This window comes from Actinomadura sp. RB99 (assembly GCF_014706005.1).
Taxonomy (GTDB): Bacteria; Actinomycetota; Actinomycetes; order Streptosporangiales; family Streptosporangiaceae; genus Spirillospora.
This window is the reverse complement of record NZ_JABMCA010000059.1, coordinates 29,598-47,418: the sequence shown is the minus strand read 5'-3', so window position 1 is coordinate 47,418 and position 17,821 is coordinate 29,598. Positions and strand designations below refer to the sequence as shown.

14 protein-coding genes are annotated in these 17,821 nt (G+C 74.0%); 11 read left to right on the top strand and 3 right to left on the bottom strand.

Annotated features, from left to right (window positions below):
- Window positions 1-6 precede the first annotated feature (6 nt).
- Window positions 7-258: a DUF6458 family protein gene (locus amrb99_RS36840; RefSeq protein WP_190865112.1), complete on the bottom strand. Its 252-nt coding sequence runs from the start codon at window positions 256-258 to the stop codon at window positions 7-9.
- 185 nt (window positions 259-443) lie between these two features.
- Here amrb99_RS36840 and gatC point away from each other — a divergent pair, with 185 nt between their 5' ends.
- The 4 genes from gatC to amrb99_RS36820 all read left to right on the top strand — a co-directional run bounded on the left by gatC (window position 444) and on the right by amrb99_RS36820 (window position 4,710).
- Entirely contained in the window at window positions 444-743 is a 300-nt protein-coding gene (gatC, locus tag amrb99_RS36835) for an Asp-tRNA(Asn)/Glu-tRNA(Gln) amidotransferase subunit GatC (RefSeq protein WP_151543432.1), read from the top strand.
- Window positions 743-2,242, top strand: coding sequence for an Asp-tRNA(Asn)/Glu-tRNA(Gln) amidotransferase subunit GatA (gene gatA, locus amrb99_RS36830; RefSeq protein ID WP_190865110.1), 1,500 nt, complete (start codon window positions 743-745; stop codon window positions 2,240-2,242). The genes gatC and gatA overlap by 1 nt, the downstream gene beginning before the upstream one ends.
- 14 nt (window positions 2,243-2,256) lie before the next feature.
- Window positions 2,257-3,741 (top strand): Asp-tRNA(Asn)/Glu-tRNA(Gln) amidotransferase subunit GatB, encoded by a 1,485-nt coding sequence (gene gatB, locus amrb99_RS36825; RefSeq protein WP_190865142.1) that lies wholly within the window; start codon window positions 2,257-2,259, stop codon window positions 3,739-3,741.
- A gap of 198 nt (window positions 3,742-3,939) precedes the next feature.
- A complete protein-coding gene (locus amrb99_RS36820) occupies window positions 3,940-4,710 on the top strand; it encodes a DUF4253 domain-containing protein (protein WP_190865107.1) in 771 nt (256 codons plus the stop codon).
- Here the strand turns inward: amrb99_RS36820 and amrb99_RS36815 are convergent.
- Window positions 4,707-5,789 carry a PQQ-dependent sugar dehydrogenase gene (locus amrb99_RS36815; RefSeq protein WP_190865105.1) on the bottom strand — a complete coding sequence of 361 codons (1,083 nt, stop codon included), beginning with the start codon at window positions 5,787-5,789 and terminating at the stop codon, window positions 4,707-4,709. The two genes, amrb99_RS36820 and amrb99_RS36815, sit on opposite strands and share 4 nt — an antisense overlap.
- A gap of 484 nt (window positions 5,790-6,273) precedes the next feature.
- On the opposite strand from amrb99_RS36815, the gene amrb99_RS36810 reads away from it, so the two are divergent.
- From amrb99_RS36810 to ilvC, 4 genes are all read left to right on the top strand, one after another.
- Window positions 6,274-9,168 (top strand): GGDEF domain-containing phosphodiesterase, encoded by a 2,895-nt coding sequence (locus amrb99_RS36810; RefSeq protein ID WP_190865103.1) that lies wholly within the window; start codon window positions 6,274-6,276, stop codon window positions 9,166-9,168.
- Between the two features lie 240 nt (window positions 9,169-9,408).
- Complete coding sequence (locus amrb99_RS36805; protein ID WP_347257013.1) at window positions 9,409-11,160, top strand: acetolactate synthase large subunit; 1,752 nt, start codon at window positions 9,409-9,411, stop codon at window positions 11,158-11,160.
- Window positions 11,161-11,165: 5 nt separating this feature from the next.
- Window positions 11,166-11,690: an acetolactate synthase small subunit gene (gene ilvN / locus amrb99_RS36800; RefSeq protein ID WP_190865099.1), complete on the top strand. Its 525-nt coding sequence runs from the start codon at window positions 11,166-11,168 to the stop codon at window positions 11,688-11,690.
- A 78-nt stretch (window positions 11,691-11,768) separates the two neighbouring features.
- A complete protein-coding gene (gene ilvC / locus amrb99_RS36795; protein ID WP_190865092.1) occupies window positions 11,769-12,752 on the top strand; it encodes a ketol-acid reductoisomerase in 984 nt (327 codons plus the stop codon).
- A gap of 165 nt (window positions 12,753-12,917) precedes the next feature.
- On the opposite strand, the gene amrb99_RS36790 is transcribed toward ilvC, so the two are convergent.
- Window positions 12,918-13,730, bottom strand: coding sequence for a hypothetical protein (locus amrb99_RS36790; protein ID WP_190865090.1), 813 nt, complete (start codon window positions 13,728-13,730; stop codon window positions 12,918-12,920).
- A gap of 138 nt (window positions 13,731-13,868) precedes the next feature.
- On the opposite strand from amrb99_RS36790, the gene amrb99_RS36785 reads away from it, so the two are divergent.
- The 3 genes from amrb99_RS36785 to amrb99_RS36775 are packed head-to-tail and all read left to right on the top strand — an operon-like array spanning window position 13,869 to window position 17,793.
- Entirely contained in the window at window positions 13,869-14,465 is a 597-nt protein-coding gene (locus tag amrb99_RS36785; protein ID WP_190865088.1) for a PadR family transcriptional regulator, read from the top strand.
- Window positions 14,462-15,175, top strand: a complete 714-nt coding sequence (locus tag amrb99_RS36780; RefSeq protein WP_347257011.1) for an ABC transporter ATP-binding protein — start codon at window positions 14,462-14,464, stop codon at window positions 15,173-15,175. Before amrb99_RS36785 ends, amrb99_RS36780 begins: the two co-directional genes overlap by 4 nt.
- Complete coding sequence (locus amrb99_RS36775) at window positions 15,172-17,793, top strand: FtsX-like permease family protein (RefSeq protein WP_190865086.1); 2,622 nt, start codon at window positions 15,172-15,174, stop codon at window positions 17,791-17,793. Before amrb99_RS36780 ends, amrb99_RS36775 begins: the two co-directional genes overlap by 4 nt.
- Window positions 17,794-17,821: the final 28 nt, after the last annotated feature.

The following is a 17,821-nucleotide window of genomic DNA, read 5'->3' as shown; positions in this document are numbered from 1 at the left end:
CTGGCCTCAGTAGCGGCGGCGGGTCTCGTAGGGGTCGTCCTCGTAGTAGTGCTCCTCGCGGATCGCGGGCGGCGGACGGCGCTCCACGGTGCGGCGCGCGGAGGCGATCCGGACGATCCCGACGACCAGCCCGATCAGGCCGCCGATCATCAGGATCACCCCGACCAGGCGGATGTCGATGCCGCTGAACTGGTAGTTGACCGCATAGGCCAGGATCGCGCCGATGATGATCAGGGCGATGCTGCCGCCGATGGTCACGGCGGACTCCTCTCGTCGTCCCGGGGTGGACGTGAGGAGCGTTCCCCGCCTGAGGATCTGAAACGGCCCGTACCGCGCCGCGACGGCGGCGCGCGGGCGCGCGGCGGTGTAAAGCGTTCGGGCGGCGGGGCCCCGGCCAATAGGATGGCGGGTATCCCAATCGATCGCAGGAACGGTTTCTCATCATGTCCGCCATCACCCGTGACGAGGTCTCGCACCTCGCCCGGCTGTCCCGGCTGGCGCTCGGCGACGATGAGCTCGACCATCTCGCCGCCCAGCTCGACCAGATCATTTCCGCGGTCGCGCGGGTGCAGGAGGTCGCCGCGGAGGACATCCCGCCCACCTCGCACGCGCTGCCGCTGACCAACGTGTACCGGCCCGACGAGGTCCGGCCGTGCCTCACGCCGGAGCAGGCGCTCGCCGGCGCTCCCGCCAGCGAGCAGCAGCGTTTCCGCGTCCCGCGGATCCTGGACGAGGAGGCCTGATGGCGGAGCTGTTCCGGAAGGGCGCCGCGGAGCTCGGCGCGCTGATGGCGGCGGGCGAGGTGTCGGCGGTCGAGGTCGCGCAGGCGCACCTGGACCGGATCGCCGCCGTGGACGGGAGCGTCGAGGCGTTCCTGCACGTGGACGCGGAGACCACGCTGGCGCAGGCGCGCCGGGTGGACGAGCGGCGCGCGGCGGGGGAGGAGCTCGGCCCGCTGGCCGGCGTCCCCATCGCCCACAAGGACGTGTTCACCACCACCGACATGCCGACCACGGCCGGATCGAAGATCCTCGAGGGCTGGCGGCCGCCGTACGACGCGACGGTGACGAGCCGGCTGCGCGAGGCCGGCCTGGTGATCCTCGGCAAGACGAACATGGACGAGTTCGCGATGGGCTCGTCCACGGAGAACAGCGCGTACAAGACGACGCGCAACCCGTGGGACCTGTCGCGCATCCCCGGCGGGTCGTCGGGCGGGTCGTCGGCGGCGGTCGCGGCGTACGAGGCGCCGCTGTCCACCGGCACCGACACCGGCGGGTCGATCCGCCAGCCCGCCGCGGTCACCGGCATCGTCGGGACGAAGCCGACCTACGGCGGCTCGTCCCGGTACGGGATCATCGCGTTCGCGTCGTCGCTGGACACGCCGGGCCCGTTCGCCCGCAACGTGCTGGACGCGGCGCTGCTGCACGAGGCGTTCAGCGGCCACGACGTCATGGACTCGACCTCGATCGACCGGCCCGTCCCGAACGTGGTGGAGGCGGCGCGCAGCGGCGACGTGGACGGCCTGCGGGTCGGCGTCGTCCGCGAGTTCTCCGGCGAGGGGTACGAGCCGGGCGTGTCGGCGCGGTTCACCGAGGCCGTGGAGCTGCTGGAGTCGCTCGGCGCGAAGGTCGTCGAGGTGTCCTGCCCGCACTTCCAGTACGCGCTGCCCGCCTACTACCTGATCGCGCCGTCGGAGGCGTCGTCGAACCTGGCGCGGTTCGACGCGATGCGGTACGGGCTGCGCGTCGGCGACGACGGCACCCGCAGCGCCGAGGAGGTCATGGCGCTGACCCGCGCGGAGGGCTTCGGGCCCGAGGTGAAGCGGCGGATCATGCTCGGCACCTACGCGCTGTCGTCGGGCTACTACGACGCCTACTACGGCAAGGCGCAGCAGGTCCGCACGCTGGTCAAGCACGACTTCGACGCGGCGTTCGAGCAGGTGGACGTGCTGGTCTCGCCGACCACGCCGACCACCGCGTTCCCGATCGGGGAGCGCGCGGACGACCCGATGGCGATGTACCTGGCCGACCTGTGCACGATCCCGGCGAACCTCACCGGCAACGCCGCGATCTCCGTGCCGTGCGGCCTCGCCGACGGCCTGCCGGTGGGCCTGCAGGTGATGGCGCCCGTCCTCGGCGACGACCGCGTCTACCGGGTGGGCGCCGCCGTCGAGCGGGCCCTGGAAGAGCGCTGGGGCGGCCCGCTGCTGGCCAAGGCCCCCGAACTGGCGGAGGCGAAGTGAGCACCCCGACACTCATGCCGTACGACGAGGCGCTCGCGAAGTACGAGCCCGTCCTCGGCCTGGAGACGCACATCGAGCTCGGCACCGCGTCGAAGATGTTCTGCGGCTGCCCGACGACGTTCGGCGCGGACCCGAACACCCAGGTCTGCCCGGTCTGCCTGGGCCTGCCCGGGTCGCTGCCGGTGACCAACCACGCCGCGATCGAGGGCATCATCAAGATCGGCCTCGCGCTGAACTGCACGATCGTCGAGTGGTGCCGGTTCGCCCGGAAGAACTACTTCTACCCGGACATGCCGAAGGACTTCCAGATCTCGCAGTACGACGAGCCGCTGTGCGTCGACGGCCACCTGGACGTCGAGGTCGACGGCGAGACGTACCGGATCGAGATCGAGCGCGTCCACATGGAGGAGGACACCGGCAAGTCGCTGCACGTCGGCGGCAGCACGGGCCGCATCCACGGCGCCGACCACTCGCTGGTGGACTACAACCGGGCCGGCATCCCGCTGGTGGAGATCGTCACCAAGCCGATCGCCGCGACGGGCGACAAGGCGCCGCTGGTGGCCCGCGCGTACGCGACGGAGCTGCGCGAGCTGGTGCGGTCGCTCGGGGTTTCGGACGTCCGCATGGAGGAGGGCTCCATGCGCTGCGACGTGAACGTGTCGCTGATGCCGCGCGGCGCGTCGGAGTGGGGCACCCGCACCGAGACCAAGAACGTGAACTCGCTGCGCTCGGTGGAGCGCGCCGTCCGGTCGGAGATCGAGCGGCAGGCGGGCGTGCTGGACGCGGGCGGGCGGGTGATCCAGGAGACCCGCCACTTCCACGAGGACACCGGCCGCAGCACGAGCGGGCGCAGCAAGGAGGAGGCGCAGGACTACCGCTACTTCCCCGAGCCCGACCTGGTGCCGATGGCGCCGTCGCGGGAGTGGGTGGAGGAGCTGCGGGCGTCGCTGCCGGAGCTGCCCGCCGCGCGGCGCCGCCGCGTCCAGGGGGAGTGGGGCCTGTCGGACCTGGAGCTGCGGGACGTCGTCAACGCCGGCGCCGTCGACCTGATCGAGGCGACGATCGCGGCGGGCGCGGACGCCGGCGCGGCCCGCAAGTGGTGGATGAACGAGCTGTCGCGGCGCGCGACCGAGCAGGGCGTGGAGCTGGCCGAGCTGCCGATCACGCCGGAGCAGGTCGCGCGGATCCAGGCGATGGTGTCCGCCGGCGAGCTGAACGACAAGCTGGCCCGGCAGGTGTTCGAGGGCGTCCTCGCCGGCGAGGGCGGCCCGGACGAGGTCGTCGCGGCCCGCGGCCTGAAGGTCGTCAGCGACGAGGGCGAGCTCGCCTCGATCATCGACCAGGTGATCGCGGACAACGCCGCCGTGGCCGACAAGGTCCGGTCCGGCAAGGTCGCCGCCGCCGGCGCCCTCGTCGGCGCCGTGATGAAGGCCACCCGCGGGCAGGCCGACGCCGGCCGCGCCCGCGAGCTGATCCTCGAGAAGCTCGGCGCGTCCTGACGGTTCCCGCCGCCTCGCGGGCACGCCCGCGGGGCGGCGGAAATCCGGTCGCCACCCCATGGCCGCCATGATCCCCGAAGCGGCGGGTGCCGCGAACGCCGCCGTCCCCGCCATGCTCATCTGGCATTTCCAGTACGTACGACCGGACTGAGCCGGGGTCGCGCTCCCTGTCGTAGGCGTCCGCTAGCTTTCGCGGGCATGGTGGAGAGTGCGTTTCCGGCCTTGCCCGCCGGGTTGCCGTCCGGCCGGTTGGTCGCGCCCGAGGAGGGCCCTGAGGGCGTCATGGCGCTGTGGGTGTCGGACGAGCCGAGGGCCGGGCTGGGCGGGCTCTGGTGCCGGTTGTACGACGAGCGCGCGGACACGGGCCTGTATCCGCTGCTGCTGGACACGCTCGGAGGGCAGCCGACCCGGCCCTGGCACGACGGGGAGCTGTTCGTCGACGCGTCGGTGGCCGACATCGACGCCCTTGACGCCGAGGTCCTGCTGAGGGGCGACCGGAGGGGCGGCGAGTCCCGTGGCGAGCCCGGCGTGGAGGACCGGCCCGTCCCGTGGCCGGGGCTCGCCTCGCCGGGCGAAGGGGTGGAGGACGCCGACGAATACGCCAGAGTGTCCGCCGAGTTGGGCGCGGAGGACGCGGAGTTCCTGCTCGGGCTCGTGCCGGCCGCGCGGGGAGCCGACACCCTGACGGTCATGGGGTGGTCCGGGCCGGTCAATCACTGCCGGACGGCGGAGATATCCGCGGTGGTGCGGTCCTGGGAGGAGCGGTTCGGGGCGCGTGTGGTGATGGTGGGCTTCGACGTGCTGGGGCTGTCGGTGGCCGCACCGCCGCGGACGATGGAGCACGCCCGTGCGGTGGCCGCCGAGCACGAGGCGTTCTGCCCGGACAACATCTGGCAGGGCGTCGGCGACATGGAGGAGTACGCCGCCGGGCTGGTGGGCCGGGCGAGCTGGTCGTTCTGGTGGGACTAGCGGGGAGGGACGGTGATGATGCGGTCGTCGGTCCTGGCCGGGGTGCCGCGGCCGTCGCGGTTGCTGGTGGTGAGCCACAGCGAGCCGTCCGGGGCGCGGACGACGGCGCGCAGCCGGCCGTAGGAGCCGGTGAACCGGGCGACGGGGCGGCCCACCTCGCCGCTCGCGGACAGCGGGACCTGCCAGAGCCGCTCGCCGCGCAGCGCGGCGGCCCACAGGGAGCCGTTGGCGTAGGCGAGCCCGGACGGGGACGCCTCGGACGTCCGCCACGTCAGCAGCGGGTTCGTGAAGCCCTTGCGGTTCCCGGAACCCTCGACGGCCGGCCAGCCGTAGTCGCGGCCCTTCTCGATGAGGTTGATCTCGTCGAAGCGGTCCTGCCCGAACTCGGTGGCGTAGAGGCGGCCCTTGGGATCCCAGGCGAGGCCCTGGACGTTGCGGTGGCCGTACGTCCACACGCGGGTGCCGAACGGGTTGCCGGGGGCGGGCCTCCCGTCGGGCGCGACGCGGAGGATCTTCCCGGCGAGGGAGTTCCGGTCCTGCGCCTTCTCGCCCTGGCCGGTCTCTCCGGTGGTGATGTACAGCATCCGGTCGGGGCCGAACGCGAGGCGCCCGCCGTTGTGGATCTCGCCCTTGGGGATGCCGGTGACGACCGGGCGCGGGGCGCCGAGCCGGCCGCCGTCGTAGGAGGCGCGGACGACGCGGTTGTCGGTCGCGGACGTGGTGTAGAGGAAGATCTGGTGGTCCCGCGCGTAGCCGGGGGAGACGGCGACGCCGAGCAGGCCGCCCTCGCCCGCCGCGTCGACGCCGGGAACGGTCCCGACCGGGGTCACCGCGCCCGCCGGGGTGACCCGCAGCAGCCGCGCCGAATCACGTTCGGTCACAAGTGCGTCACCGCCGGGGAGGAAGGCGATGGCCCACGGGATCTTCAGGCCCGTGACCAGAACGCGGGGCGCCCCCGGCGCGGCGGTGCCCCCGGACGGCAGGGGCGGCGGGGTCCGCGCACTCCCCGTGTCCTTCGGCGGGGACGACGAGCACCCCGCGAGGACCAGCGCGGCAAGGACGATCAGGTGCTTGCGCATGAGAACGCCTCCCGTCCCAGCATGACACTTCGCTGTCGCGTGCATCACACCGTCCCGCTCCGCACCCCACAGCGGACGGTGCGGGACAAGAGGGGCGCGGGGCGCTCGGGGTCCCGAATGCGCTCACCCAGCGTGATGCCGGGCAAGCCGCCGATTCGGTGACGATCACGTTTCGGCCATCCCAAACGGATCGCCGACGAGGCGGTTCGTCGCCATGAGGACGCCCAGCCTCAATCGGTCCGTGACCTACGGAACGTACTCTGAGCATCACGGTGATCCCGCAGTGCAGCAACGTCGCTGATCTCCGGCAGGCGCATCCGATGCGCCGCCGTCCCGCGCCGACCCTGCGCGGGGCACGATCCACGACCCTCCGGCCGTTATCCCTGCGACCGGATGAGGTCTCCGGACCCAAGTCCCCTCTGGCGCACCGCCGCGACCGCGAGGGACGGACAGCTCCCCGCGGGGCAGGAAGGGACACGGCGCGATGAGCGGCGAGAACGCCAGGCGGATGCCGCCGCGGGCGGTGCCGGTCGCCATGGCCGCGATCGTCGGCGTCCTGTACGCCACCGGGTCGCTGCTGGGCTGGGGCGGCACGGCCTTCCTCGCCTGGACCGAGGCGGTCGCCGCGGGCGCCGCGGCGATCTCGCTGCTGATGTCGGCCGGGCGGCCGAAGCGCGCCGCCGCCGACTCCGGCGACGTCGGGATCTTCCGGCGGGTGTCGTCCGGCGGGATCTGGCGGGCGTCGTGGCGCTGGTACGGGGTCGCGGCCGCGGGCTGGTTCGCGGGCGCGGTCGGCAGCGCGCTGGACGGCCACGTCTCGCGCAGCGCCCTGTCGCTCTCGGTGCCGGACCTGTTCTACCTGCTGGCTGCGGTGGCGCTAGTCACCGGCCTGATCGTGCCGGTGCGGCTGGCCCGCGACGTGGGCATGTGGCTGCGGTACCTCGCCGACACCTACGTGTGCGCGTGCGCGATCTTCGTGCTGGGCTGGGTCGCGCTCTTCAGCTCGCTGTACCACCAGTCGGGGGAGTCGGCGTCGGAGTTCCTGCTGGAGCTGCTGTACCCGCTGATCGACGTGGTGCTGCTGTGCGGGGCGCTGCCGTTCGCGCTGGGCGCGGCGCGCGGGCGCCGGCGGCTGGCGTGGATGGGGTTCGGGGCGCTGGCGGCGTTCGCGACCGCCGACGTGGTGACGACGTTCGTCCGGCTGGACGGCGGCGGGCCGTCCGACGACCCGTCCGACATCCTGCGGCTCGCCGGGCTGCTGCTGCTCCTGCTGGTGCCGTGGACGGGCCCGGTGCCGGAGGCGGAGCCGGACGGCCCGTCCGACGACGTCCCGGCGGACGCCCTGCCGCAGGACGCGGCGCCGGAGCCCGACGAGCGCGGCCGGCTGATCGGCCCCGGGCTGGCGCCGGCGGCGGTCGCCGCGGCGGCCTCCCTGTTCGTCGCCGGTCACTCGCTGACCGGCCGCAACGGGCTGGAGCCGGTGGTGTCGATCGTGGCGGGCTCGGCGGCGCTGGTGCTGCTGGCGCGGCTCGCGGGCCTGCTGCGGGAGAACGAGCGGCTGCGCCGCGCCGTGGAGGCGAGCGAGGAGCACTTCCGGGCGCTGTCGGAGAGCAGCAACGACGCCGTGCTGATCTGCGACCTCGACGCGACCGTCCAGTACGCGAGCGCGGGCGCGCTGCGCACCTACCACTACACGCCCGAGGAGCTGCTCGGGCGGCCGCTGCACGAGATCATCCACCCGGAGGACCTGCCGCGCGTCCAGGAGGCGTTCACCGAGTTCCTCGACGAGGAGGACGCGGCCGGCGGGGACCGGCCGGGCGCCACCGGGTCGCTGCGGGTGTCGTGCCGGGTCCGCGCCGCGGACGGCACGTGGCTGCCGACCGAGTCGACGATCTCCCGGTACGCGGGGACGGGCGAGGCGCCGGGACGGCTGCTGGTCACCACCCGCGACCTGAGCGAGCAGGCGGCGCTGCAGCGGCAGGTCGCGCACCTGACCTTCCACGACGGGCTGACGGGCCTGCCGAACCGGTCGTACTTCGAGGAGCGGACCCGGGAGGTGCTGGCGCAGCAGCGTCCGGGCGGCCGGGTCGCGGTGGTGTTCGTCGACATGGACGGGTTCACCGACGTCAACGACTCGGCCGGGCACGCCGCCGGCGACCAGGTGCTGGCGCAGGCGGCGCGGCGGCTGCGCGCCAACGTGCAGGCCGACGACACGGTGGCGCGGTGGGGCGGCGACGAGTTCGCGGTCCTCGTGCAGCTGCCGTCGGACGACCGGGAGACCCGCGCGGCGGTGGAGCTGGCGGGGCGGCTGCTGCGGGTGCTGTCGGTGGACCCGTACCAGGTGGGCAGCAAGCAGATCGTGCTGACCGCGAGCGTCGGGATCGCGTTCGCGGGGGACGAGGAGGCGCCGGCGGTCCCGGCGAAGGACCGGGGCGGCGACGCGGGCCGGCGGCTGCGCCGGACCGCCGCGGACCTGATCCGCAACGGCGACCTGGCGATGGCGCGGGCGAAGGAGCTGGGCGGCGGGCGCGTCGAGGTGTTCGCGCCGCACATGCACGCCGACGTGGTGCGGCGGCTGGAGCTCGGCAGCGACCTGCAGCGGGCCCTCGCCGAGGAGCAGTTCGCGGTGGAGTTCCAGCCGGTGGTGGACCTCGCGACGTCCCGGGTGACCGGGGTGGAGGCGCTGCTGCGCTGGTGGCGGGGGAGCGAGTCGGTGCCGCCGGAGGAGTTCATCGGGCCGGCGGAGGAGTCCGGGCTGATGATTCCGCTCGGCGACTGGGTGCTGCGGGAGGCGTGCCGGGAGGTGGCGCGGTGGCGCCGCGACTCCTGGGACGTGGGCCTGTCGGTGAACTTCACCGCCCGGCAGATCGCCGCGCCCCGGTTCGTGGAATCGGTGGCGGCGGCGCTGGAGGAGACGGGGCTGCCGCCGCAGGCGCTGACGCTGGAGGTCCGCGAGGAGGTGCTCGTCGAGGACGGCGGGCAGAACGTGGCGCGGCTGTCGGAGCTGCGCGACCTCGGCGTCCGGCTGGCGATCGACGACTTCGGCACCGGGTACGCGTCGCTGGCCTACCTCGGCCAGCTCCCGGTGGACATCATCAAGATCGACCCGTCGTTCGTGGCGGGGCTCGGCTCGGACGAGACGCTGTCGCTGCTGACCCGGACGATCGTCCGGCTGGGCCGCGACCTGGGGCTGACCGTGGTGGCGGAGGGCATCGAGCGGCCGGAGCAGCTGGAGCTGCTGCGCGCGATGGACTGCCCGCGCGGCCAGGGCTTCCTGGTGGCGCGCCCGATGGCCGCCGGACGGGTGGAGTCGCTGGTCCGGACGAACCTCGCGGCACAGGATCTACCAGGCGATCTGCCGCTTCCGCTGCCGGGCTGAGGCGGCCGGTTCCGCCGGGAAACCGTCTCAGATGCCGAGATTTCCTGTCCACGGATTTGACCGGGGGCCGGATCTCGGCGAAAGTGGCTCCGTGCAGAACACCACCATCATCCTCGTAGTACTTGGTCGGCGCGCAGGCTGACCAAGCTCACCGACCTGCGCGCCTCCCCTCGACCGCTTCCGGCGGCGGGGGTTTTTTGTTGCCCGGCGAGCCCCAGACTTCTCTCCCAAGGAAACAGGATCATGACGACCGAACAGATGACGGGAGCCCAGGCGCTGGTCCGCGCCCTGGAGAACGTCGGCGTCGACACCGTGTTCGGCATCCCGGGGGGCGCGATCCTCCCGGCCTACGACCCGCTGTTCGACTCGAACAAGCTGCGCCACATCCTCGTCCGGCACGAGCAGGGCGCCGGCCACGCCGCGCAGGGCTACGCGATGGTCACCGGCAAGGTCGGGGTGTGCATGGCCACCTCCGGGCCGGGCGCGACGAACCTGGTCACCGCGATCTCCGACGCCTACATGGACTCGGTGCCGATGGTGGCCATCACGGGCCAGGTCGCGACCTCCCTCATCGGGACCGACGGCTTCCAGGAGGCCGACATCGCCGGCATCACGATGCCGATCACCAAGCACAACTTCCTGGTCACCAAGGCCGAGGACATCGCCCGCACCATCGCCGAGGCGTTCCACATCGCCGGCACCGGCCGTCCCGGCCCCGTCCTGGTCGACATCGCCAAGGACGCGATGCAGGCCACGGTCGAGTTCCAGTGGCCCGTCCAGCTCCAGCTCCCCGGGTACCGCCCCGTCACCCGGCCGCACTCCAAGCAGGTCCGCGAGGCGGCACGGCTGATCGTCGAGGCGGAGCGCCCGGTGCTGTACGTCGGCGGCGGCGTGCTGAAGGCCGGCGCGGCCGCCGAGCTGAAGGTGCTCGCCGAGCTGACCGGCGCCCCCGTCGTCACCACGCTGATGGCCAAGGGAGCGCTGCCCGACAGCCACCCGCTGCACATGGGCATGCCGGGCATGCACGGCGCGGTCGGCGCGGTCGGCGCGCTGCAGCGCTCGGACCTGCTGATCGCGCTCGGCGCCCGGTTCGACGACCGGGTCACCGGCAAGCTCGACGGGTTCGCCCCGCACGCCAAGGTCGTGCACGCCGACATCGACCCGGCGGAGATCTCCAAGAACCGGCACGCGGACGTCCCGATCGTCGGCGACGCCCGCGAGGTCATCGCCGACCTGATCGTCGCGGTGCAGAACGAGCACGAGGCGGGCCGCAAGGGGAACTACGAGGACTGGTGGCGCCAGCTCAACGCGTGGCGCGAGACCTACCCGCTGGGCTACGACACCCCCGAGGACGGCACGCTGTCCCCGCAGTACGTCATCGAGCGGATCGGGCAGCTCGCCGGCCCGGAGGCGTACTACGTCGCGGGCGTCGGCCAGCACCAGATGTGGGCGGCGCAGTTCATCAAGTACGAGCGGCCGGGCGCGTTCCTGAACTCCGGCGGCGCCGGGACGATGGGGTACTCGGTCCCGGCGGCGATGGGCGCCAAGGTCGGCGCGCCGGACGCGACGGTCTGGGCGATCGACGGCGACGGCTGCTTCCAGATGACCAACCAGGAGCTGGCCACCTGCGCGATCGAGGGCATCCCGGTCAAGGTCGCCGTGATCAACAACGGTAACCTCGGCATGGTCCGGCAGTGGCAGACGCTGTTCTACGACGGCCGCTACTCCAACACGAACCTGCACACCGCCAAGCGGATCCCCGACTTCGTCAAGCTCGCCGAGGCCTACGGCTGCGTGGGGCTGCGCTGCGAGAAGGCCGAGGACGTGGACGACGTCATCGCCAAGGCGATGGAGATCAACGACGCCCCCGTCGTGATCGACTTCGTGGTGCACAAGGACGCGATGGTCTGGCCCATGGTCGCCGCCGGCACCACCAACGACGACATCAAGATCGCGCGGGACATGGCGCCCGAGTGGGAGAACGGAGACTGACCGCGATGAGCTCGCACACCCTCTCGGTCCTGGTGGAGAACAAGCCGGGCATCCTGGCGCGGGTCGCGGCCCTGTTCTCGCGCCGCGGCTTCAACATCGAGTCCCTCGCGGTCGGCACCACCGAGCACCCGGACATCTCCCGGATGACGATCGTGGTGAACGTCGCCGAGCTGCCGCTGGAGCAGGTCACCAAGCAGCTGAACAAGCTGATCAACGTGCTGAAGATCGTCGAGCTGGAGCCGTCGGCGTCGGTCCAGCGCGAGCTGGTGCTGGTCAAGGTCCGCGCGGACGCGGAGACGCGCTCGCAGGTCCTCGAGACCGTCACGCTGTTCCGTGCCAAGGTGGTGGACGTCGCGCCCGACGCGGTCACGATCGAGGCCACCGGCAACCGCGACAAGCTGGACGCGTTCATCAAGGTCCTCGAGCCGTTCGGGATCAAGGAGCTGGTCCAGTCCGGCATGGTGGCCATCGGACGCGGCGCCCGGTCCATCACCGACCGCTCGCTGCGCGCGATCGAGCGCAGCGCCTGAAACCGGACGCCCGACCGGGCGCGGCCCGGCCCCAGAAGTACAACCACATCGAAGAAAGGCAACAGCACTGTGGCTGAGATGTTCTACGACGACGCCGCCGACCTGAGCGTGATCCAGGGCCGGCACGTCGCGATCATCGGTTACGGCAGCCAGGGGCACGCGCACGCCCTGTCGCTGCGCGACTCCGGCGTCGACGTGCGGGTCGGGCTCCGCGAGGGGTCGGCCAGCCGGGAGAAGGCCGAGGCCGAGGGCCTGCGCGTGGTCACCCCCGCCGAGGCGGCCGAGGAGGCCGACCTCGTCATGCTGCTGGCCCCCGACCACCACCACCGCGAGATCTTCGAGAAGGACATCAAGCCGGCCCTCGTCGAGGGCGACGCGCTGTTCTTCGGGCACGGCTTCAGCATCCGGTACGGCCTCGTCCAGCCGCCGGAGGGCGTGGACGTGGCGATGGTCGCGCCGAAGGGCCCGGGGCACCTCGTCCGCCGCCAGTTCGTCGCGGGCCGCGGCGTCCCGGTGATCGTGGCGGTGGAGAAGGACGCCTCCGGCAACGCGTGGCCGCTGGCGCTGTCCTACGCCAAGGGCATCGGCGGCCTGCGCGCGGGCGGCATCAAGACCACCTTCACCGAGGAGACCGAGACCGACCTGTTCGGCGAGCAGGCCGTGCTGTGCGGCGGTGCGTCCGAGCTGGTCAAGGCCGGTTTCGAGGTGCTGACCGAGGCCGGCTACCAGCCGGAGGTCGCCTACTTCGAGGTGCTGCACGAGCTGAAGCTGATCGTCGACCTCATGTACGAGGGCGGCATCTCCAAGATGTACTGGTCGGTCTCCGACAACGCCGAGTACGGCGGCTACAGCCGCGGCCCGCGCGTGATCACGCCGGAGACGAAGGCCGCGATGAAGAAGATCCTCGGCGAGATCCAGTCCGGCGAGTACGCCAAGGAGCTGGTGGAGGAGTTCGAGGGCGGCCAGGCCCAGTTCGGCAAGTACCGCGAGCAGCTCGCCGAGCACCCGATCGAGAAGACCGGTGCGGAGCTGCGCCCGATGATGAGCTGGCTGAACGACTAGTCGTTCCGGTCGACCGGGGGCGGGCGCGCGGCGCCCGCCCCCGTTCGCGTTCCCGGGCTCCGCTCGTTCCCGGCGCGGCTCGTCTCGCGCGCCGCTCGTACCCGGGCGCCGCTCGTACCCGGGCGCCGCTCGTACTCGGGCGCCGCTCGCGGTCCCGCGCGCGGTTCAGCGGGGCGCGGAGGCGCGGGAGAGGCGGCGGCGGATGCGGGCGCGCAGGGACGTGGCGCCGGCGTCCTCGCGGACCACCAGCGCCAGGTGGCCGCCCTTGGTGAAGTACACCGAGACGTGGTGCGCGCCGACGGGGCGCCGCTGCGGAGCGGTCTTCAGGCCGTCCGCGCGGCGGGAGCCGAAGCGGGCCTCGCGGGTCACGCCGTGCGCGGTCGCGGCGACGTGCACGTCCCAGCGGCCGGGGGCGACGCCGGACGGGTCGGCGAACGCCTCGAACCCGCCGGTGCCGGTGTCCGGCGCGGAGCGCGGGCCGGCGGGGAAGACGTGCTCCTTGCCGGTGGTCCGCTCGCGCAGGATGACGTCCACGACCGTGCGGTTCGTCTCGACCCGTTCGAGCGCGGCGGTGCCGCGGATCCGCACCCGCCGGCCCTGCCAGCACACCGCGTCGAGGCGGTGCTCGACGCCGACCTCGGTGGTGATGTCGGCGTCCTGCCGGGGGACGCCGCGCAGGTAGGGGTACATCGCGTAGATCCGGCCGCCGACCACGACGGCGCCCGCGGGGCTGCCCTCCACCTCGTCGCGGATCAGCCGCTCCAGCTCCTCGCGCAGGCCGTACTGGATGCAGAACGCGCGCAGCCGGTCGGCGGCGGGCAGCGCGGCGCGGGCCGCGTCGCTGAGGCCCTCGTCGCCGATGACCCGGCGGGTGCCGTCGACGAGCCGCTCCCGCTGCCGGCGGTCGAGGTCGAGGTACCGGTGGTCGTACACGCGCAGGACGTCGCGCAGGACGCTGATCGTGCTGTCGGAGGTCACGCTTCTCTCCTGATCGTCCGGGGACATGGTCACGGTAAGGCGTGAGATGGTCGCGCACAGTGAAATTCCGGTAGCGTGTCCTTCGGGATGCATACGCGGTATTGCGCCAGGGATACCGCGTATGCATACTCGGTGTTCATGTCCATACGACACGGCCTGCTGGCACTGCTGTCCCAGGGGCCCCGCTACGGCTACCAGCTGCGCGCCGAGTTCGAGGCGTCCACCGGATCGTCCTGGCCGCTCAACATCGGGCAGGTGTACTCCACGCTGTCCCGGCTCGAACGCGACGAACTGGTCACCCGCGTCGGGGCCGACGACGAGGGGCGGTTCGTCTACCGGATCACCCCGGCGGGCGAGGCGGACGTGCGGGAGTGGTTCGCCACCCCGGTGGCCCGCGCCGACCGGCCCCGCGACGAGCTGGCGATCAAGCTGGCGATGGCCGTCACCGCGCCCGGCGTCGACGTCCGCCAGGTCGTCCAGGCGCAGCGCACCGCCACCCTGCGCACCCTCCAGGACCTCACCCGGGTGAAGGCCGCCGTGCCCGCCGACCCGTCCGACCGGGGCGACCGCGCCTGGCGCCTCGTCCTGGAGTCGATGATCTTCCAGGCGGAGGCCGAGGTCCGCTGGCTGGACCACTGCGAGGCGTTCGTCGTCCGGACCGCCCCCGCCGACCCGTCCGCGAGCCCGCCCGCCGCCGCGCCGCAGGACGCGCCGATCGAGGAGACGAGCCGGTGAGCGTGCTCGCGATGCGGGACGTGTCCCGCGACCACGGGACGGGCGCCGGGCTCGTACACGCCCTGCGGGACGTGAGCCTCGACGTCGCGGAGGGCGAGTTCGTCGCGGTGATGGGCCCGTCCGGCTCCGGCAAGTCGACGCTGCTGACGCTCGCCGGCGGGCTGGACGCGCCGACCTCCGGCCGGGTCGCCGTCGCGGGCGCCGACCTCGGCGCGCTCGGGCCGGCCGCGCGGGCGGCGCTGCGGCGCCGCGCCGTCGGCTACGTCTTCCAGGACCTCAACCTGATCCCCGCGCTCACCGCGGTGGAGAACGTGATGCTGCCGCGCGAGCTCGACGGCGCCCGCGCGCGCCGGGCCCGGCGGGAGGCGTACCGGGCGCTCGCCGCGGTCGGCGTCGGCGACCTGGCCGAACGGTTCCCCGACGAGCTGTCGGGCGGCCAGCAGCAGCGCGTCGCGATCGCCCGCGCGCTCGTCGGCGACCGCCGGCTCCTGCTCGCCGACGAGCCGACCGGCGCCCTCGACAGCCACGCCGGCGAGGAGATCATGCGCGCGCTGCGGGCCCGCTGCGACGAGGGCGCCGCCTGCCTGATGGTCACGCACGAGTCGCGGCACGCCGCGTGGGCCGACCGGGTCGTGTTCCTGCGGGACGGCCGGATGGTCGACTCCACGCCGGGCCGCACCGGACCCGAGTCCCTCCTGGAGGCCGGGTGAGCGCCTACGGCGCCGCGCTGCGGCTCGCCCGCCGGGACGCGCTGCGCGCCAAGGGCCGCACCGCCCTCGTCATCTGCATGATCGGCCTGCCCGTGACGGCGATCGTCGCGCTGGCCGTGCTCTTCCGGACCAGCGCCTGGTCGGCGCGCGAGTCGCTGCCGTACGAGATCGGCGCCGCCGACGCCCGGCTCACCGGCGCGGCGCACGCGCCGGTCGGGCAGACGGCCGACGGCCAGGACATCATCAAACCGCGGGCGTCCGGGGGCGGCGACGCCGAGCGGCCCTGGACCACCCCGGAGATCACCCGGCGGGTCGCGGCGGCGTTCGGGCCGTCCGCGCGCGTCCGGCCGCTGGAGACCGGCGGCCGGATCGCGCTGCGGACCGCCCGCGGCTACCGCGGCGCCGACCACATCGGCCTCGACCTGCGCGACCCCATGACCCGCGGCATGCTCGAGATCACCGGCGGCCGGGCGCCCGCGCGGCCCGGCGAGGTGGCGCTCGCCCCCTCGCTCGGCTTCCGGCTCGGCGCGGACGTCCAGATCGACCGGTCGGGGACGACCGCGCGGGTGGTGGGGCACGTGCGGGACCCGCGCGAGCCCCGCCGGGCCCTCGCGCTCACCCTGCCCGGCGCGGTGCCGGGCCTGACGGCGCCGCGCCCGCAATGGCTGGTCGCCGGGGCCGGCCCGGTGACCTGGGACGAGGTGACCGCGCTCAACGGGAGCGGGATCACCGTGCTCTCCCGGGCGGTCGTGTCGGACCCGCCCGCGCGGGCTCGCGAGGAGTCCGTTCCGGCCGCCGGCCCGGACGGCACCGGCGTCGCCGTCGTCGCGATGGCCGTCGCCGTGGTCGTGCTGGAGGTCGTGCTGCTCGCCGGCCCCGCCTTCGCGGTGGGCGTGCGGCGGCAGCGGCACCGGCTGGCGCTGGTCGCCGCGTGCGGCGGCGACGCCCGGCACCTGCGCGCCGTCGTGCTGGCCGGCGGCCTGGTCCTCGGGGGCGCCGCCGCGGTGGCCGGAGCGCTGCTCGGGCTGCTCGCGGCGGCCCTGGCCAAGCCGCTGTCCAAGGCGTTCCTCGGCGTCGTCCTCGGCCCGTACGAGGTGCCGTGGGCGCTGGTCGCCGTGACGATGCTGCTCGGCGCGGGCAGCGGCGTCCTGGCCGCCCTCGTGCCCGCCCTGCAGGCCGCCCGGATGGACGTCGTCGCCGCGCTCGCCGGGCGCCGGGAGGCCGTCCGGGCGCGCCGCGGCTGGCCGGCCGCGGGCGCGGTCCTCGTGCTGCTCGGCGTCGCGGCCTCCCTGTTCGGCACCCGCGCGCTGCACGAGCTCGGGGCCGCGCTGGGCGCCGCCGCGATCGTCATCGGATGCGTCATGGCCACGCCGTGGCTGGTCGGCGCGGCGGGCCGGGGCGCCCGGTGGCTCCCACTGCCGCTGCGCCTGGCCGTCCGGGACGGGGCGCGCAACCGGGGCCGCGCCGCCCCGGTCGTCGCGGCGATCATGGCGGCGGTCGCCGGGATCACCGTGTTCGCGATCGGCGTCCCCAGCGACGCCCGGCAGGAGCGCGCCGAGTACGAGCCCCGGCTGCCGATGGGGTCGGCGATGGTCCGGCCGCCCCTGGGGCAGGCGGACGCCGTCACCGCCGCGATCGGGCGGGAACTGCCCGGGCTGCCGCTGGTCCCGCTGCGGACGCTGCCGGGGGAGGGGGCGGAGTGCGGTCAGGCCGACACCGCGAAGTGCCCGTCCGTCGGCTTCGCCTCCGGGCCGTCCCGGACCAGGACGGTCGTGCTCGACAACGTCGTCGGCGGTGCGCGCGAGGCGCGCCTGCTGCTCGGCCGCGACGATCCCGCCGTGACGGCCGCGCTCGCCGCCGGGAAGGTCGTCGTCTTCGGGTCCCCGCCGCTGCCCGGCGGCACCACGACCCTGACGGTCTCGTACTGGAAGGACGACCGGCGGCACACGCTGCGGACGGTGCGCGGCGTCCCGGCGGTCGCCGTCCGCGAGGACCCGCACGTCCAGGCCCTCGTGCCGCCGTCGGTCGCGGCGCTCGCCCGGGTGCCCGTGCGGACCGAGGCGCTCGGCGTCGACCGGGCCGACCACCGGGTCACCGAGGCGGAGCAGTCCCGGCTGACCGAGGTCCTCGCCGCCTTCACCGACACCGACGACACCGTCTACGTGGAACGCGGGCACGTCGATTCGCCCTCGCCGATGCTGCTCGCGCTCGCGATCGCCGGGGCCGTCCTGGCCTTCGGCGGCACGATGATCGCGACGGGGCTGGCGGCCGCGGACGCCCGCCCCGACCTGGCGACGCTCGCGGCGATCGGCGCCCGGCCGGGCACCCGCCGGCTGCTGTCGATGGGCCAGGCCGGGTTCGTGGCCGTCCTCGGCTGCTGGCTCGGCATCGCGGCCGGATTCGTGCCCGGCGTCGCGGTCGCCCGCCCGCTCACCGAGGTCGCGGCGGTGCCGGCCGGCCCGGACGGGGCGCCCGCGGTCCCCGGGCACGGCCCGACCCTGGACGTCCCGTGGTCGCTCCTCCTGGCCGTCGGGGTGGCCGTCCCGCTGCTGGCGGTGGTGGCCGCCGCCGTGTTCACGCGCCGCGGCCTGCCCCTGACCCACCGTCCCGCCGACTGACGGGTCTCGCCGCGCCTCAACGGGCCCC

Excerpts from the sequence above, each read along its gene's own strand:
- ilvN (WP_190865099.1), top strand. The coding sequence starts at position 11,166 with ATGAGCTCGCACACCCTCTCGGTCCTGGTGGAGAACAAGCCGGGCATC.
- amrb99_RS36785 (WP_190865088.1), top strand. The coding sequence starts at position 13,869 with ATGTCCATACGACACGGCCTGCTGGCACTGCTGTCCCAGGGGCCCCGC.
- gatA (WP_190865110.1), top strand. The coding sequence starts at position 743 with ATGGCGGAGCTGTTCCGGAAGGGCGCCGCGGAGCTCGGCGCGCTGATG.
- ilvC (WP_190865092.1), top strand. The coding sequence starts at position 11,769 with ATGTTCTACGACGACGCCGCCGACCTGAGCGTGATCCAGGGCCGGCAC.
- amrb99_RS36815 (WP_190865105.1), bottom strand. The coding sequence starts at position 5,789 with ATGCGCAAGCACCTGATCGTCCTTGCCGCGCTGGTCCTCGCGGGGTGC.
- gatB (WP_190865142.1), top strand. The coding sequence starts at position 2,257 with ATGCCGTACGACGAGGCGCTCGCGAAGTACGAGCCCGTCCTCGGCCTG.
- amrb99_RS36820 (WP_190865107.1), top strand. The coding sequence starts at position 3,940 with ATGGTGGAGAGTGCGTTTCCGGCCTTGCCCGCCGGGTTGCCGTCCGGC.
- gatC (WP_151543432.1), top strand. The coding sequence starts at position 444 with ATGTCCGCCATCACCCGTGACGAGGTCTCGCACCTCGCCCGGCTGTCC.
- amrb99_RS36810 (WP_190865103.1), top strand. The coding sequence starts at position 6,274 with ATGAGCGGCGAGAACGCCAGGCGGATGCCGCCGCGGGCGGTGCCGGTC.